The organism is Thauera linaloolentis 47Lol = DSM 12138, from assembly GCF_000310205.1.
GTDB lineage: Bacteria > Pseudomonadota > Gammaproteobacteria > Burkholderiales > Rhodocyclaceae > Thauera > Thauera linaloolentis.
On sequence record NZ_AMXE01000034.1, the window covers coordinates 1 to 15310 of the forward strand.

Annotated in this window: 13 protein-coding genes; 3 read left to right on the plus strand and 10 right to left on the minus strand. The window is 64.7% G+C overall.

Annotated features, from left to right (window positions below):
* Window positions 1-32 precede the first annotated feature (32 nt).
* The 7 genes from C666_RS10315 to C666_RS10345 all read right to left on the minus strand — a co-directional run bounded on the left by C666_RS10315 (window position 33) and on the right by C666_RS10345 (window position 9477).
* Entirely contained in the window at window positions 33-1025 is a 993-nt protein-coding gene (locus C666_RS10315) for a HupA family protein (RefSeq protein ID WP_154666252.1), read from the minus strand.
* 60 nt (window positions 1026-1085) lie between these two features.
* Window positions 1086-4691 carry a TonB-dependent receptor domain-containing protein gene (locus C666_RS20715; RefSeq protein ID WP_162173260.1) on the minus strand — a complete coding sequence of 1202 codons (3606 nt, stop codon included), beginning with the start codon at window positions 4689-4691 and terminating at the stop codon, window positions 1086-1088.
* Window positions 4692-4929: 238 nt separating this feature from the next.
* Window positions 4930-5934, minus strand: a complete 1005-nt coding sequence (locus tag C666_RS10325; protein ID WP_004338095.1) for a FecR family protein — start codon at window positions 5932-5934, stop codon at window positions 4930-4932.
* A 116-nt stretch (window positions 5935-6050) separates the two neighbouring features.
* Window positions 6051-6551 (minus strand): RNA polymerase sigma factor, encoded by a 501-nt coding sequence (locus C666_RS10330; RefSeq protein WP_004338098.1) that lies wholly within the window; start codon window positions 6549-6551, stop codon window positions 6051-6053.
* Between the two features lie 238 nt (window positions 6552-6789).
* The gene (locus tag C666_RS10335; RefSeq protein WP_004338100.1) at window positions 6790-8187 is read right to left on the minus strand and encodes a phosphomannomutase/phosphoglucomutase; all 1398 of its coding nucleotides are present in this window, start codon (window positions 8185-8187) and stop codon (window positions 6790-6792) included.
* A gap of 143 nt (window positions 8188-8330) precedes the next feature.
* Entirely contained in the window at window positions 8331-8531 is a 201-nt protein-coding gene (locus C666_RS10340) for a zinc-finger domain-containing protein (protein ID WP_004338102.1), read from the minus strand.
* A gap of 25 nt (window positions 8532-8556) precedes the next feature.
* Entirely contained in the window at window positions 8557-9477 is a 921-nt protein-coding gene (locus tag C666_RS10345) for a branched-chain amino acid transaminase (protein WP_004338103.1), read from the minus strand.
* A gap of 181 nt (window positions 9478-9658) precedes the next feature.
* Here C666_RS10345 and C666_RS10350 point away from each other — a divergent pair, with 181 nt between their 5' ends.
* Genes C666_RS10350 through mnmA form a run of 3 tightly spaced genes read left to right on the plus strand, consistent with a single transcriptional unit; the run spans window position 9659 to window position 11905 of the window.
* A complete protein-coding gene (locus C666_RS10350; protein ID WP_004338104.1) occupies window positions 9659-10111 on the plus strand; it encodes an NUDIX hydrolase in 453 nt (150 codons plus the stop codon).
* Between the two features lie 11 nt (window positions 10112-10122).
* The gene (locus tag C666_RS10355) at window positions 10123-10791 is read left to right on the plus strand and encodes a hypothetical protein (protein WP_004338105.1); all 669 of its coding nucleotides are present in this window, start codon (window positions 10123-10125) and stop codon (window positions 10789-10791) included.
* 16 nt (window positions 10792-10807) lie between these two features.
* Window positions 10808-11905 (plus strand): tRNA 2-thiouridine(34) synthase MnmA, encoded by a 1098-nt coding sequence (gene mnmA / locus C666_RS10360; protein WP_004338106.1) that lies wholly within the window; start codon window positions 10808-10810, stop codon window positions 11903-11905.
* Between the two features lie 15 nt (window positions 11906-11920).
* On the opposite strand, the gene C666_RS10365 is transcribed toward mnmA, so the two are convergent.
* The 3 genes from C666_RS10365 to C666_RS10375 form a co-directional block, all read right to left on the minus strand.
* Window positions 11921-12859 (minus strand): hypothetical protein, encoded by a 939-nt coding sequence (locus tag C666_RS10365; RefSeq protein WP_038001387.1) that lies wholly within the window; start codon window positions 12857-12859, stop codon window positions 11921-11923.
* 250 nt (window positions 12860-13109) lie between these two features.
* Window positions 13110-13562 (minus strand): SixA phosphatase family protein, encoded by a 453-nt coding sequence (locus tag C666_RS10370; RefSeq protein WP_028792434.1) that lies wholly within the window; start codon window positions 13560-13562, stop codon window positions 13110-13112.
* A gap of 86 nt (window positions 13563-13648) precedes the next feature.
* Complete coding sequence (locus C666_RS10375) at window positions 13649-15202, minus strand: CYTH and CHAD domain-containing protein (protein ID WP_004338109.1); 1554 nt, start codon at window positions 15200-15202, stop codon at window positions 13649-13651.
* Window positions 15203-15310 lie beyond the last annotated feature (108 nt).

Genomic DNA, 15310 nt, shown 5'->3' on the forward strand with positions numbered 1-15310 from the left:
GCTGGTGGCCGCCAGTGGAGAGTGGTCAGGCATCAAGGCGTGATGGTGCCGCTGACTTTGCTGCCGCCGAAGGCTGCGTCAGGCAGCGTGCCATTGGTATACATGCCGGCCAAAGCTTCAGCGCCATTGTAGAACCGGCCCTCAATCGTGCTGCCGTTGCTGAAGAAACCTGTGTTATCGATGGTCGTGCTAGCGAAGCTGATGGTATGAGTTACACCGCCCACGACACGACTGATGCTGTTGTTGGTGGAACCTGCACCGATAGTGCCTGAGCCACTTACGTAAGAAACATCCAGTTTGCCTTTGTACAGGTTCAGATTGTCCGGCAGACCGCCGGGCAACGTATTGCCATTGGCATTGGTACCGGTCTGGCTGATACCGATCACACCATAGGTGGCATTGATTGCCGTTGGCATGTTGGAAACCGCATTATCACCCACGTACCAAACGGTCCGGTCGTTGCTGGCCATGTTCAGGTTGGTGCCCACCGGGTCGCTGTTTACCTTGGGCGCCCATTCTCCGAAGTACACACCGCTGCCCACGGCCAGCAAGGTGGGATTGGCAGCAGGAGCGCCAGAAGTGTTGGCCGCCACCTGCCCAATGACCAGGCCGCCGAACGCAGGCGCGGGTATCAGCGGCGGGAAGGACTGGATCTGGCGGATGCTGTTGACGGCGAAATTGGCGTATTGGTTATTGGAGGTGCCATTCACCGAAGCGGTATCCTTCCAAACTTGGGCAATGTTCGGCCAACTGATGATGCCGCCGATGACATGCTTCGGCCGAAGGAAACCGCCATTTCCCTGTTCGGCGATCGCGGCATTCGAACCACGAATCGGGCCGTCGGCGATATCGATATAGCCATAGATATCGTTGTTCAGCCGCAGGCCGGAGTTGCCCGTGTTAAAAAGAAAGTGATTTGAGGTACCCACCTGTACGCCGGGGCCAGAGCTGTCGCCCGCAGCAGCTTGTGCAACATTGGTCCCCATTGCGGCTATTACGGCCAAAGCCAGAATCGACTTTTTCATTTCTGCTTCCTCATATCGAGATTGATGAAATCTGGTTTTTTACAAAAAACCAGCAAAAAACTAGAAATTGATCGTCAGGCCCGCACTCAGCGTACGCCCTGGCGCAGGCAGCAATACTTTCGACATGGGGTCGAGATAGTATTCGTCCGTCAGGTTGGTGACGCTCAGATTCAGGGACATCTGCTTGTTCAGGTTGAAGTTGGCATACAAGTCATGCAGCAGAACCGATTTCCAATAGAAAGAACTCATGCCCTGGCTCCTGTACCACACGTCCTTGGGCAGCCAGGTCGTGAAGCCTGCGCCGGCTTGCGAGGCCAGCAGTTTGTCCAGTTCCTTGTTTTCCGCCCCGGCGTGATAGACGCTGCGCCAGCCCAGTTCCAGCTTGTTGCTGAGCAGGCGGGCGCCGAGCAGCAGGTCGATACTGTATTTGGGTTGCAGGCTGTTGCCGCTGTATGTGCCGTTGAAGCCGCCGGTCATGCAAGTGGGGATGCGGTTGTAGTAGGGGTCCATGGCGGAGGCGTAATCCTTGTCGCAGGTTTCCTGCTTCAAGCGCCAGGTCGCGCCCAGGCTGCCGAAATAACGTCCGCTGTCGAAGCGGGATTGCAGTTCGAGGCCGCGGGTTTTCTTCCTGTCGAACTGGATGGTTTCCAGGTCCCAGGTTCTGTCGATGAAATCCTTGATCTCGGTGTTGAAATAGCTGAAGCGCACATCTGCAAGGTGCATCTCGGGGAAGAACTGGCGCAGATCATGGGCATAGCCCAGTTCCCAGTTGGTATTGCGCTCCGGCTTGCTGGCGCCATTGATGGCGAAGTTGGCCTCGGTGCCGGCCCAACTGGAGGTGGAGGTCAGTTCGTGCAGGCTGGGGAAGCGGGTGGTCTGGGCGTAGCGCACGAAGGCGGTGCCGAAGGGGGTGATCCTGGCGGTGGCGCTCAGCACCGGGCTGAAAGCTTCGCCGGACTGATCTTCCGGTATTTCCCAAGCCTTGCCGGCATCCAGCCTTTCGTAAGCCACCTCGCCGAACACATTGTGCTTGTATTTGGCGACGAGGGTACCGGGGTTGTTGGGGTCATCCACCATTTCGGTGGCATCCAGTTCGCCGTTGGCAAAGGGGTTCTGCGATGAATCGAACTTGCCGTCCTTGCTGGGCACGAGCACATTGCTTACCAGGTGGGTGTTTGATGCATAGGCGGCGCAGTCTGGTCTCGGCTGACTATTGAGGCAGCCACCACTAGGAAAAGCCAGAACACCGCCACTTATCACAGATGCCAATGCCACTTCCTGTGCTTGTGCGCCGGAGAAGTGAATATTGGCTATGCGCAAGAAAGGGTTTGAATTATGCTCGCTGAGAAAATCGAGGAAGCGCTGCGCACTTGCCCTGAGCTGGGGGTCTGTAGGCACATATCGATTCGTGGAAGGCACCCATCCACCGCCCGTTGTATAGGAATACGTATCCACGCTCGTGAAAATGCCTGGGGCGCTCCAGTCGATGGCATTGCTCGTAGCAATCACTTCTTGGCGCAGACGGTCGTACTCGGCCTTGACCTCTGACGTCATCAGCGTCTGATATTGCAATTCCAGACCCGCAATACGCTGGTTTGCCGCATTGAACGCATTTTTCTGGCGGCGCAGTTTTGCCAGCCCGGTATCCTTGCCTTTGTAACGCATGTAGCGGGTGCCGGCGGTCAGCGTCAGCCAGCCCGTGGGCTGCCAGGCGAGATTCATCATGGCCGACCATTCCTTGCGTTCGCCGGTGCGCGGCCCGAGCAAGTCCGTCGTTTTATGCACGCCGGCCAGGCCGCCGAACATTGGCATCTCCTTGACGCTTGCTTCTACCTTGTCGTCGAGTTTTTCTTTCTGCCAACTGCCGCCGAAGGTCATTTGCAGCTTGTCCGTCAGGCGCATCAGGTTGCTGAACTCGAAGCCTGTGCGGTCATGCTTGGTCCATTGCCTGCCGGCCCCGACGATCGTGCCGTCGTGCACACCCAAGGGTTCAAACATCGGCCCCATGACTGGGTCGTCGAAAATCCACGCCATGTCTCTCTTCAAGGTGTCGTAGGTTTCCAGGTTCCGGTATTCCTGAGTGCCTTCCAGAATGGCGAGGCCGTAGGGATGCGCGCCGGTCTGGTAGCGCAGGCCGGTGGTCTTGGTATGCCAGAGGCTGGTTTCCAGATTCAGCCATCTGGAGTCCTCAGGTTTGAGGTCGTAACTCAGTTTGTAACTGTCGATCTTCATTTCCGACCGGGGCCGTTCGCTCACCATGCGCGGATACTGCGACCAGTCGTAGTCGGGGTTGGCTTGTTCGAACCCTTCTCTCAGCGCCCAGTTCAGCAAGGTGTTACCGGGTGTGGTTTCGCCGAAGGCCATGTCGGTGCGCATGAACTGAAAGCCGATTTTCTGTTGATTGGGCAGATACCAGTTGTTTTTCAACAGCGTGGTTTCGATCTCGCTGTCGGTGTTGAATACCTCGTCACCACCATGGTAGAGCTTGGTCAGGTTCGGGAAATGTATGTCGGTGCTGCTCTTGTCATAGGGGTCGTGCCCCGAGTACCGGCTGGCATTGCTTTTCCCTGAGTAGTAGTTGCCTTGTTCGCGCCGGCTGTATGAAGCCAGGAAATCGGTGTATTCATTACGCCCCGCGATTGCGATCATGCCGGAATGATCATCAAAATTGAGAAGCTCTCCGTTGCCTTTGTTGCGGGGATCCTGGTCGGAGAAATACACTTCATTCACGTTCGTTCTGACTGCGCCGGGTATGTCCTTGTAATCCTTGCCATAGAACGAACCGGGGTCGTTTCGTGGCTTCTTGGTATTGCTCGCGGCTTTCAGATTGACCTCGATGCCCCAGTTTTCACCTTCGGGGATGAGGTCCTCTGGCTCGATGGTGCGGATGCTCACTGCTCCGCCGACACCGCTTTTGACTCCCCGGCTCAGCGACGGGCCTTTTTCCACTTCGACGCTTCTGAACAGTGCCGGGTCGACATAGCTGCGGTTACCGGCGCCAAACTGATGCAGCCACACATTGGTGGATTGTTCGGTGCCATCGATGGTCAGCGGCGTGCGTCCTTCGCCACTGATGCCGCGGATGTTGGGCGTGATCGCCTGGCTGCTGCGGGTGTCCATGCTGTAGACGCCGTTCATGCCCTTGAATACGTCGCCGGGGTTGGTGGTCTGGAAGCGCTGCAACTGCTCACGGTCCTGATAAACGCTGATGACGTTCTCCAGGTAGACCTTGTCATGCCCCACCTCGTCCTTGGTGCGTTCGCCGGTGACGGTTATCTGTGTCAGTTGCGTGGCCGGGTCCGCGGTTGCAGCGGTCCGCGACAGCGTGACGTTGGTGCCCGTGCGGCGGAAGCTCACGCCGGTGCCGGACAGAAGACGGCGCAGGGCTTCGTCGGGCGAAAGGGAGCCGCTGACCGCGGGAGCCTCGTAGCCCGCCACGGTTTCCTGCGAGAAGAACAGTTGCAGTCCGGCTTGCTTGCCCAGTTGCAGCAGCGCCTGCCCTAGTGGCTGTGGGGAGATGCTGATGGAGACCGGCGCCTCCTGTGCCCATGCGGTTTGCGGCAGCGCGCCGATGGCGGCGGCGACCGAAAGCGCCAGGGAGGTCATGCACAGCCGGAGGGCGGGTGCTGGTCTGGGTGTGGTGGGTGCGTTCTTTCTTCTGCTCATGTCTTCGTGATGTCGTGTCTGGCGGTGGTGGGGGGCGCGTCCGCGCGGCCTGCTTCGGCGCGGAATCGTAGCCTGGCGTGCGGGGGATGGCCCCGTAAAGAGAACTGCCCCCAACCTATAGACGTATGAGCGGCAGGATTTCCGGAATGAAAATACGAATCATTTATGAAAATCGTTGCGGATCAGGGGCTTGCATTGCCCGCCCGAGCCTGCGCTGTGGCAGCGGAGGCGGGGGGCGCTATCGCGGCAGAATGCGTATCTGCCCGTCTGCCTGCCGATGCACACTGACCGGGGCGAAGTCGGGCAGCATCTCGAGCATGGCTTCCGGCTTGCCGCTGCGAACGATGCCCGAGATGCGGTGGCTGCGCAGCGCCGTGTCGTCGAGGTGGACGGGGTGCGGCAGGTAGCGGTTGAGTTCTTCCAGCGCCAGGGCCAGGGGCGTGTCATCGAATATGATGTCGCCGCGCTGCCAGGCGGCGATGTTCGTCACGTCGACCGTGCGGATGCCTTCGGGCGCCGCGTCATGGTAGGCCGTCACCGCTTGCCCCGCGGCCAGGCGGCGGGTGCGCCGGTTCCACCAGCGGCCGCCGGAGACTTCCACCGAGCCGGATTCCACGGCAACCTGGACCGCTGAATCGGTGCGTGACACGTTGAAGCGTGTTCCGGTCACGGTGATCTCGGTGGAGCCTGCATCGATGATGAAGGGGCTCCGCGTACTGCGTGCGACCGAAAAGAAGACCTCGCCGCGCCGCAGTTCGACGGTCCGCCTGCCTTCGTAAAGGCGGGCGATGGCCAGGGTGTCGGTATTGGCGCGCAGGATGGAGCCGTCCGGCAGCGCCAGCTCTTGATGCTCTCCGCGCCTGGTCTGCAGGTGGTAGGTTTCGAGCGGCTCATCGAACAGCCCCTGGCGGTGCAGCACGCCCATGACCAGCACGCTGGAACAGGCGCCTACCAGCCCGAGGCCGAAGGCGCGCCGCGACAGCCGCCGGTGCTGCTGCGGCGTGGCGGGGTGTGCGTCCTGTTTGAGGATGGCCCGCAGCGCCTGCGCCGACAGGTGCTGCGCCGCGCCGGAGATTCGACAGACGTTGCGGTATTGCCGGTCGTGCTCCGGGTCGGCTTGCCGCCATTGTTCGAACAGGCGGAGATCGGCTTTGCTTACCGTGCCGGAATGCAGGCGAACGAACCAGTCTGCGGCGGCATCACAGGGGCTGGCGTGTTCGGATGGTCTGGGGTCTGTGTTCATTGCAGGGGAGAAGAACGGTTGCTTGGTGTGGGAGGCCCGGTTTGCGCATCCAGCATGCGCTGGCGCCATCCCCATACCTGTTAGACGAATGGCGACGGGAAATGCCGGAACGCGTGCTAGGCATAGTGCTGCAACCGGTTGTTGAGGTGGCGGACGGCCCGCGTCATGTGTTTTTCCACCATGTCGGTGGAAATGCCCAGCGCCCGCGCGATTTCGGCATGCGTGCAGCCTTCGATCCGATGGTGGATGTAGACTTGCCGGCAGACCAGCGGGAGTTCTTCGAGCGCGCTTTGGAGGTCGGCGAGCAGCTTGCTCGAATGCGCTTCGGCCTCGGGGCCGGGCAGCTCGGAGACGGCGTGGTCGTCGAGCTCATCCAGCGGAATGCTGGGAAACGCCGTCTGGTGCCGGTGCTTGTCGATCTTGTGGTTTTGTATGCTGCGCTTCAGGTATGCGGCCGGGTTGGCCACTTTGCCGACGCCGGCTTCGAGCATGCGCAGCACCGCGTCCTGAAGGGCGTCCAGCGCGTCGTCGTCGGCGTCCGGCTTGCGCCGCCAGCCGCCAATGAGCTCACTGTAGTTCGCGAGCCAGCCTTTCTTCGACAGGGGGCGATGAGTCATGGCGGGGGTATTGCCGCAGGCGGCGCCTGGCTGGGTGAATGAGACCTATTACTATTCCGTAGGAACCCGATTCTACACTTGATGGTAGTCAAGTCCCGAAACGCGCAGGCCCGCTCCTGACCACACGCCACCCTCACGCAACTGCAATGGCGGGGCAGCCCTGCGGGGGCGCTTCAGGCGGGCGCGTACCAAGGCCGCGCTGCGGATCGGTGGCGGCACCCGCCCGGTCGGCATCGCGTCAGAATGGCAGCGTCAGCCCCGGCCACACGCTTTCGATGGCGCGGCGGAAATCGGCCTGGATGCGTGCCAGTGCTTCGGCGTCGTCGGCCTCGAAGCGCAGCACGACCACCGGCGTGGTGTTTGACGGCCGTGCCAGGCCGAAGCCGTCGGCGTATTCGACGCGCACGCCGTCGAGGGTGATGACTTCCTGGGCGTCGTCGAAACGGGCTGTCTGCTTCAGGCGCCCGACCAGTTCGAAGGGTTCGCCTTCGTTCATCTTCAGGTTCAGTTCCGGGGTGCTGACGGAGTCCGGCAGGTCTTTCAGCGCGGCATTGGCATCGGTGCGCGCGGACAGGATCTCGAGCAGGCGGGCGCCGGCGTAGAGGCCGTCGTCGAAGCCGAACCAGCGTTCCTTGAAGAACATGTGCCCGCTCATCTCGCCGGCCAGCGGCGCGCCGGTTTCCTTGAGCTTGGCCTTCACCAGCGCATGGCCGGTGTTCCACATCGTCGGCTTGCCGCCGCGCTCGCGGATCCACGGCGCGAGCTTGCGGGTGCATTTGACGTCGAAGATGATTTCGCCGCCCGGCACGCGGCTCAGCACGTCCTCGGCGAACAGCATCAACTGGCGGTCGGGGTAGATGATCTCGCCGTCCTTGGTCACCACGCCCAGGCGGTCGCCGTCGCCGTCGAAGGCGAGGCCGAGTTCGGCGTCGGTGTCGCGCAGGGCACGGATCACGTCCTGCAGGTTTTCGGGCTTGGACGGGTCGGGATGATGGTTGGGGAAGGTGCCATCGACTTCGCAGAACAGTTCCACCAGTTCGCAGCCCAGGCGGCGGAACAGTGCAGGCGCGATGCCGCCGGCGACGCCGTTGCCGCAGTCGATGACGATCTTCATCGGCCGCGCCAGCTTCACGTCGCCGGCGACGCGGTCGAGGTAGGCGCCGGCCACGTCGGCGCTGCGCAGCGCGCCGGGCGCGGCGGCACGCACGAGATCGTCGTCGGCAATGCGGTGGCGCAGGTCCTGGATCATGGCGCCGTACAGCGTCTGGCCGCCGAGCACCATCTTCAGGCCGTTGTAGTCGGGCGGATTGTGGCTGCCGGTGACCGACACGCAGGAGTCGCAGCCCAGGTGGTGGGCGGCGAAATAGGTGAGCGGGGTGGGCACGCAGCCGATGTCGATGACGTCCACGCCCGCCGCGCGGATGCCGTCGGCCAGGGCGCCGGCCAGCGCCGGGCCGGACAGGCGGCCGTCGCGGCCCACGGCGATGGCCGCCTGTCCGCGGGCGACGGCTTCCGAGCCGAGCGCATGGCCGATGGCGCGTACCGCATCCGGCGTCAGTACGGTGTCGACGATGCCGCGGATGTCATAGGCTTTGAAGATTTCCGGGGCGGGCAGGGCGTGGCGGGGCGAGGTCATGAGTCGGCTGGCATGGAGTGGATGGAAGCCGACATTGTATGCCGGCCGGGCTGCGGCTGTTCCGGTGTCGCGGTAAATGTGCAAGGGGCCGGATACCGCGTGGTATCCGGCCCCTGTGCCGTCATCTGGGATGCAGCCGGCGGTCAGTGATGGCCCTTGGGGTGCTCGCCGGTGAAGACGTAGTGCGCGCTACAGTAGGGGCACACGACTTCGCCGGTCTTGAGCACGTCGAGGAAGACGCGCGGGTGGCGCGCCCACAGCGGCGCGCCCGGCGGCGGGCAGTGCAGCGGCAGGTCCTTGGCCGTGACGGCGACGGCCTGGGTCTTGTCGGTGTTCTCAACCATGGATGAAGTCCTCTGTGCGTGGATGTCAGACGTAGGCGAGCCAGCGCTCGTATTCCGGCGCGCGGCCGTTGACGATGTCGAAGAAGCGGGCCTGCAGCCGGGTCGTGACCGGGCCGCGCTTGCCTTCGCCGATGATGCGGTCGTCGAGTTCGCGGATGGGGGTGACTTCGGCCGCGGTGCCGGTGAAGAAGGCTTCGTCGGCGAGATAGACGTCGTCGCGGGTCAGGCGCTTGGAGCCGAATTCGTAGCCGAATTCGCGCGCGACGGTGATGATCGAGTCGCGGGTGATGCCGGTCAGCGCCGAGGCGATCTCGGGTTCGTAGATCTTGCCGTCCTTGACGATGAACAGGTTCTCGCCCGCGCCTTCGGCGACGAAGCCCTGGTTGTCGAGCAGCAGCGCCTCGTCGTAGCCCATCTTGGTCACTTCGAGGTTGGCGAGGATGGAGTTGGGATAGGTGGCGGCGAGCTTGGCGCGCGGCATCGTCGAGTTGACGTGGTGGCGGGTGTAGGACGAGGTCTTGACGCGGATGCCCTTTTCCAGCCCGTCCTCGCCCAGATAGGCGCCCCAGGGCCAGGCGGCGATCGCCACGTGCACGGTGGCGCCGCGGGTGGAGATGCCCATCTTCTCGGAGCCGTAGAAGGCCAGCGGGCGCAGGTAGCAGGATTCGAGCTTGTTGGCGCGCACGACTTCCTTCTGCGCTTCCATGAGTTCATCCTTCGAATAGGGGATGTCCATCATGTAGATCTTGGCGGAGTTGATCAGGCGCTGGGTATGCTCGGCGAGGCGGAAGATGGCCGTACCCTTGACCGTGTTGTACGCGCGGACACCTTCGAAGACGGCCAGACCGTAGTGCAGGGAATGGGTCAGCACGTGCGTGGTCGCGTCGCGCCACGGAACGAGCTTGCCGTCTTGCCAGATGAAACCGTCGCGGTCAGCCATGGACATGATTTGGTTCTCCACCTCAGGAAAGTTGATTCGGCAGCCCGCGTCCGGCGGGCGGAACCCTGGGATTCTAGCGCAAAGGCAGGGCCTGCGAGCGCCGTGTTGCGCGGGTGAAAGCCTTGCGGCGGTGGGGAAAGACGCTGCCGCGCGCTAGAATGCCGGCCTGTCGTCGAAGGAGCGCGTCTTGATCGATCGCGAGTGGAAACCCAATGTCACCGTCGCCGCCGTCATCGAGCGCGACGGCCGCTTCTTGCTGGTCGAGGAACATACGCCGGACGGGCTGCGCTTCAATCAGCCGGCCGGCCACCTGGAGCGGGGCGAGTCGCTGTCCGACGCGGTCGCGCGCGAGGCGCTGGAAGAAACCGCGCACCGCTTCGTGCCGGAGTGCCTGGTCGGCGTCTACCAGTGGACGCGGCCGCAGGGCGACATCACCTACCTGCGCTTCGCCTATGGCGGCCGGCTCGAGGGTGAGGAGGCCGGGCGCCGGCTTGACGACGGCATCGTGCGCGCGGTGTGGATGACTGTCGACGAGGTGCGCGCCACCGCCGGGCGGCACCGCAGCCCGCTGATCCTGCAGTGCATCGAGGACTGGCTGGCGGGGCAGCGCCATCCCCTGTCGCTGGTACGTCATTACTGATCCGGCGGGGCATGTACGGTATCCGCGTGATCGTGCTGCTGGCCGCCGCCGGCCTGGCTCAGGCGGCGGAGCCGGCGGGCGGGGCGAAGGTCGGCATCTGCTACAACTATGGCTGCGCGCGCGAGGGCGTGGTGCGCTACGCCGCTGCCGAGCTGGACGGGCTGGCGGCGCGGCTGGATACGGCGAGGACGGCGGCCGAAGAGCGCGCCCTGCTCGGCGAGGCGGTGGGCCGGCTGTATCGCCTGGCCGGCGGCCAGATACCGGTCGGCGCGGACCGCAGCGGCAATTATCTCGACGGCGGCGCGGACGGCCGCATGGATTGCATCGACCATTCGACCTCGACCACGCGCTTGCTGAAGCTGCTGGAGTCGCGCGGCGCGCTGCGTTTCCACCGGGTGGGCGAGCCCGAGCGGCGCACGTGGTTCATCCTCCAGCACTTCAGCGCGGTGATCGAGGAACTGACGCTCGCCGAGCGCCTCGAGCGCCTGCCGCCGGGTTCGGCGCTGGCACGCTGCAACTGCACGGAAGACGGATTGATGGTCGAAGGGCCGGAGGGGGAGGAGGCGCCCGGGGCCGGTGAACGTTATGCGGTCGACAGCTGGTTCGTCGACAATGGCGAGGCGGCGGTCGTGCTGCCGCTTGCCGAATGGCTCAATGGAGGTGGACCGAATGTCCAGTAAGCAGGATGGAAACGGCATGAAGGTGGTCGTCGGCATGTCTGGCGGCGTGGATTCGTCGGTGACGGCGTTGTTGCTGAAGCAGCAGGGCTATGAGGTGACCGGCCTGTTCATGAAGAACTGGGAGGACGACGACGATTCGGACTACTGTTCGACGCGCCAGGATCTCGTCGACGTGGCATCGGTCTGCGACGTGATCGGCATCGACCTCGAGGTGGTCAACTTCAGCGCCGAGTACAAGGAGCGCGTGTTCGCCGATTTCCTGCGCGAGTACGAGGCCGGGCGCACGCCGAACCCGGACATCCTGTGCAATTCCGAGATCAAGTTCCGCTGCTTCCTCGACCATGCCATGCAGCTGGGCGCGGAGCGCATTGCCACCGGCCATTACGCGCAGGTGCGCGAATGGACCAGCGATGGCCGCAGCGAATACCAGTTGCTGAAGGCAGAGGACGGCACCAAGGACCAGAGCTACTTCTTGTATCGCCTCAACCAGGCGCAACTGGCGAAGACCCTGTTTCCGCTCGGCGCGCTGTACAAGCGCGAGGTGCGCCGCATCGCCGAGCAGGCGGGGCTGCACGTCGCGGCCAAGAAGGACTCGACCGGCATCTGCTTCATCGGCGAGCGCCCCTTCCGCGAATTCCTGATGCGCTACCTGCCGACCCGGCCGGGCGAGATCCGTGCGCTCGACGACGAGCGCGTGCTGGGCGAGCACCAGGGGCTGACCTACCACACCATCGGCCAGCGCAAGGGTTTGCACATCGGCGGCATCAAGGGCAACCAGGACGAGGCCGGCGAGCACGATGCCTGGTACGTGGCGAAGAAGGACATGCAGGCCAACGTGCTGTACGTGGTGCAGGGGCACGACCATCCCGCGCTGCTGCGCGACCGCCTGGTGGCGACCGACCTCAACTGGATCGCCGGGCGCGACCCGCACACCAACTGGGTGTATACCGCCAAGCCGCGCTACCGCACGCCCGACATGCCGTGCGAGATCGACCGCATCGCCGATGGGTGTGCCGAGATCGCCTTCGCGCAGCCGCAGTGGGCGCTGACGCCGGGGCAGAGCGTGGTGGTCTACGAATCGACGGTCTGTCTGGGCGGCGGCATCATCGTCTGACGCCGCCGTCCGGCCTCAACAGGACAGGGGGCCGGCCAGCGCCGGCCGGTCCTGCATGCGCGCCCTGGCCGAAAAGGTCTCGCAGCGTTCGATGAATTCGCGCGTGCTCTTGGGCATCGGCACGCGCGCGCGGGTGATGTAGGTGACGAGGTCGCGGCCCTGCTGCAGCAGGTTGTGCCCGTCCGTGGCCTGCTGCTGCTCGGCGGCCGTCGCGCAGTGCGGCAGGCGCGGCGAGAAGGCTGCGAGCTCTTCCGAAGCGACGACGAAGTCCGACCAGACGTCGAAGATGTCCGGATCGGTGCGCAGGGTCTCACACTTGACCTTGGCCGCGTCCGCAAAGCGGGTGATCGAGGGCTGGATGCCTTCGTACATCGGAACGGCGGCGAAGGTGGCCGACATCACCTCGCTCAGGCGGTCGATGTCGCGCAGGGTCTGCGCGATCTTGATGATGCGGCTGTCGTAGAAGGCCTCGACCGGAATCGAGAAGGCGCGGAAGGGTTCGCCCCATAGTTCGTCGATGCCTTCTTCGCCGCTGCGGTGCAGCACCAGCTTGCCCAGGCTCAGCGCCTCCTGCAGGCAGAAGCCGCATTCGCGCATCAGCGCATTGTCGGTCTCGATTTCGATGCCGAGTTCCTGCAGTTCGACGAGCTTGGTGAAGATGTCGGTGGCGCGGTTGAACAGCGCGCCCGCGAGCATCGCCCCCTTGACGCGCTTGCGCGCCGGGTCCTGCTCGGCCTCATACGCCTTGCGCGCATCCTCCAGGCGCTTGCCGGGGATGTTGATGCCGTGCTCGACGTGGTTGAACAGCCGGCGCGTCAGGGCCTGGATGAGCTGCTTCTTGGCCCGGAGTGAATTGGCCGGCGGATCGTAGACCTTGATCCAGTAGCCGTCGCAAAAAATGCGGCGCACTCCGCCGATGAGGGCGATCGTGCCGTTTTCGATGGGAGCGTTCATGACCATTCCGACCTTCGTGGCTTGCGGATGGAGCAGCACATGCCGCCCGGCCGAGGGCTCGTCCGGGCAGGAGGCGGAATCTTACGCAATGCGCTGGAAAGCACAAGCCTTGCATGCCGCGGTGCGCCTGCTTCGCTGGGCCTGGCACGTTGGCGCGTATCGCCGCCGATGCCGCCTGCCGATGTTGACCATGGACACGGCGGGGAATTCGCGCGCACCCCGCGCCGCGTGGGCGGCGCGATGCCCGGGTTCAGATGAGGTCGGACGGAATGACTGCGCGCAGTACGGTCTGGGTTTCGTGTTCGCGCACGCGGTTGGTGAACCACCACAGCGCGCCCTTCTTGATCGTCCAGTCCGCTTCCTGGCCCGACAGCAGCAGGGCGGCAAGGCGCCCGAGCGCGGGTTGGTGGCCGACGACCAGGGCGGCGCCGCTGGCGTCGGGCCAGCCGGTGGCGGCGAGGATGTCGGCGACGTTGCCGTCCGGCCCGAGGCTGCTGACGATCTCGAAGTCGTCGGCGAAGGCGCTGGCGGTCTGGCGCGTGCGCATGGTCGGGCTCACCAGCACGCGCAGGCGCTTGGGATGGTTTTCCGTCAGCCATGCCGCCATGCGCTTGGCCTGCTTGTGGCCGCGTTGTGTCAGTTCGCGCGTGTGGTCGGGGGTGCCGTCGACCGCTTCGGCGTGGCGCCAGAGCAGGAGGTCCATTCGTGTCTCCGTCGAATCAGGGGCCTGCATCATGCGTTCGCCCTGTTGCAGGCTGATGACGCCGGGTTCGTCCGGCCGTGCCGTGCTCACCATGGCGTCTTGCCCCACAGCAGCGGGTCGCAGTCCTGCAGGATGCGGCGGCGCAGGCGGGCATAGTGCGGCGCGTGCCAGCCGAGGACGAATGCGGCGGCCGGCTGCAGCGCCGCGTCTTCGTCGGCCCAGGCCAGCATGCGGCCGCGCGCGATGTCGACGTCCTGCAGAAATCCCAGCGACGCCAGGGCCTTCACCAGGCCCTCCTGGTAGCGCGCGACGGTTCTCGCCGGGAACAGCGGGGCGAAGAACTCGATGCCGTAGCGCAATTGCTTGAAGGCGATGCGCAGCATGTGCAGCCGGGGCGCCTCGAGCGTTGCGGCCGCTTCGAAGCGGCGCCGCGCGCGCTTGCGCAGGCGCGCCAGGCGCAGGCGCGCGAAGGTGCGCAGGTCGGCGGCGGCGACGAGGCTGTTGCTCGGCAATTGCAGCAGGGCCGAACCGAGTTCGAGCAGCAGGCGCCCCTGCGTGGCCATGTCGAGCGCCTGCACGGCGGCATGGCGGGCGGCCTCCCTGGCCTGGGTCGTCACCTGCAGCAGGCGGGCCATGGAGGCCTCGTCGGCGAGGCCTTCGGGGGCCACAGGAGCAAGCAGTTCGGCGTGGAAGACGTCGAGGTCGCGCGCATCGCCGAAGCGCTTGGCGTTGTCGCGCAGGCGGGCGTTCCACTGGCCGGCGAATTCGGCCGGCAGGGCGGGGGCGAAGAGCTTGAGCAGTGCGCGCAGGCGGCGCTGGGCCACGCGCAACTGGTGGATGAAGTCGGGATGGACCGCATCCGCGCGTTCGGCCGGGGTGGCGGCCGATTCGGCTGCGGCCAGGGCTGCGGCCGCGTTGGCCTGCCACTGGCGCGCACAGGCGAAGGCGAGGCTGCGGAAGGCGTCGACCACGTTGTCGCCGGGGTGGAGGTCCGACGCCTCGGCCCGTGCCGCGCCGGACGGCGTTCCCAGGAACAGGCGGTAGCCGCGTTCGGCCTTGGACAGGTCGGCCGGCATCAGCGGCAGGGTCTGCGCCAGTTCGCAGGCCAGGGCGAACAAGTCCTCGGCCCGGCCCTGTTCGAGTTCGAGCTCCAGTTCGCAGATTGGCGCCTTGCGTTCGATGCCTTCCGGCGTCGTGACCTGCACCTCGCCGGAATCGATCATGAGCAGGATGCTCACCCCTTCGCGCGGGCACAGGCGGCGCGTCTCGCGGCGGAAGCGGGTGGTGAACACCGGCACCAGCGCAGCGGCATGGCGGTTGAGCAGCTTCGCCGCCTCGGGGGCGTCGACCTGCGAGAAATCGAAGCTGCCCGTATATGGCTGTTCCCATTCGGGGCGCTGGGACAGGCCGCCGTTCGATACGGCGGCGCACTTCACCGTCTGCAGCCAGTTGCGGCCCTGGCGGCGGGTGCGCACGGCCACCTTGCGCGCCTTGAGCTGTAGCTCGGGAGTGTCGTAGTAAGTGTTGTCCAGCGTGGCTGCGTTGCCGAGCTTTTCCGCGCCGGCGACCAATGGGTGACGGCGTACCGCCGCCAGTGCGCGCCGGGGAAGGGCAAGCTTCAGCTCGATTTCCTGGTTCATGAGGCTTTGCCCCGCCGAGGGGCGTCAAATTGAAAACTCCCGGATTCTAGCCACCCGCCTCCGCGGCGTCATGCATGGTTTCGTGACAGCGAATATTTCATCGTCCGC

What these genes read in the sequence shown, in the direction of transcription:
- C666_RS10315 (WP_154666252.1), bottom strand. Translation starts at nt 1,025, where the DNA reads ATGAAAAAGTCGATTCTGGCTTTGGCCGTAATAGCCGCAATGGGGACC.
- C666_RS20715 (WP_162173260.1), bottom strand. Translation starts at nt 4,691, where the DNA reads ATGAGCAGAAGAAAGAACGCACCCACCACACCCAGACCAGCACCCGCC.
- C666_RS10325 (WP_004338095.1), bottom strand. Translation starts at nt 5,934, where the DNA reads ATGAACACAGACCCCAGACCATCCGAACACGCCAGCCCCTGTGATGCC.
- C666_RS10330 (WP_004338098.1), bottom strand. Translation starts at nt 6,551, where the DNA reads ATGACTCATCGCCCCCTGTCGAAGAAAGGCTGGCTCGCGAACTACAGT.
- C666_RS10335 (WP_004338100.1), bottom strand. Translation starts at nt 8,187, where the DNA reads ATGACCTCGCCCCGCCACGCCCTGCCCGCCCCGGAAATCTTCAAAGCC.
- C666_RS10340 (WP_004338102.1), bottom strand. Translation starts at nt 8,531, where the DNA reads ATGGTTGAGAACACCGACAAGACCCAGGCCGTCGCCGTCACGGCCAAG.
- C666_RS10345 (WP_004338103.1), bottom strand. Translation starts at nt 9,477, where the DNA reads ATGTCCATGGCTGACCGCGACGGTTTCATCTGGCAAGACGGCAAGCTC.
- C666_RS10355 (WP_004338105.1), top strand. Translation starts at nt 10,123, where the DNA reads ATGTACGGTATCCGCGTGATCGTGCTGCTGGCCGCCGCCGGCCTGGCT.
- mnmA (WP_004338106.1), top strand. Translation starts at nt 10,808, where the DNA reads ATGAAGGTGGTCGTCGGCATGTCTGGCGGCGTGGATTCGTCGGTGACG.
- C666_RS10365 (WP_038001387.1), bottom strand. Translation starts at nt 12,859, where the DNA reads ATGAACGCTCCCATCGAAAACGGCACGATCGCCCTCATCGGCGGAGTG.
- C666_RS10370 (WP_028792434.1), bottom strand. Translation starts at nt 13,562, where the DNA reads ATGGACCTCCTGCTCTGGCGCCACGCCGAAGCGGTCGACGGCACCCCC.
- C666_RS10375 (WP_004338109.1), bottom strand. Translation starts at nt 15,202, where the DNA reads ATGAACCAGGAAATCGAGCTGAAGCTTGCCCTTCCCCGGCGCGCACTG.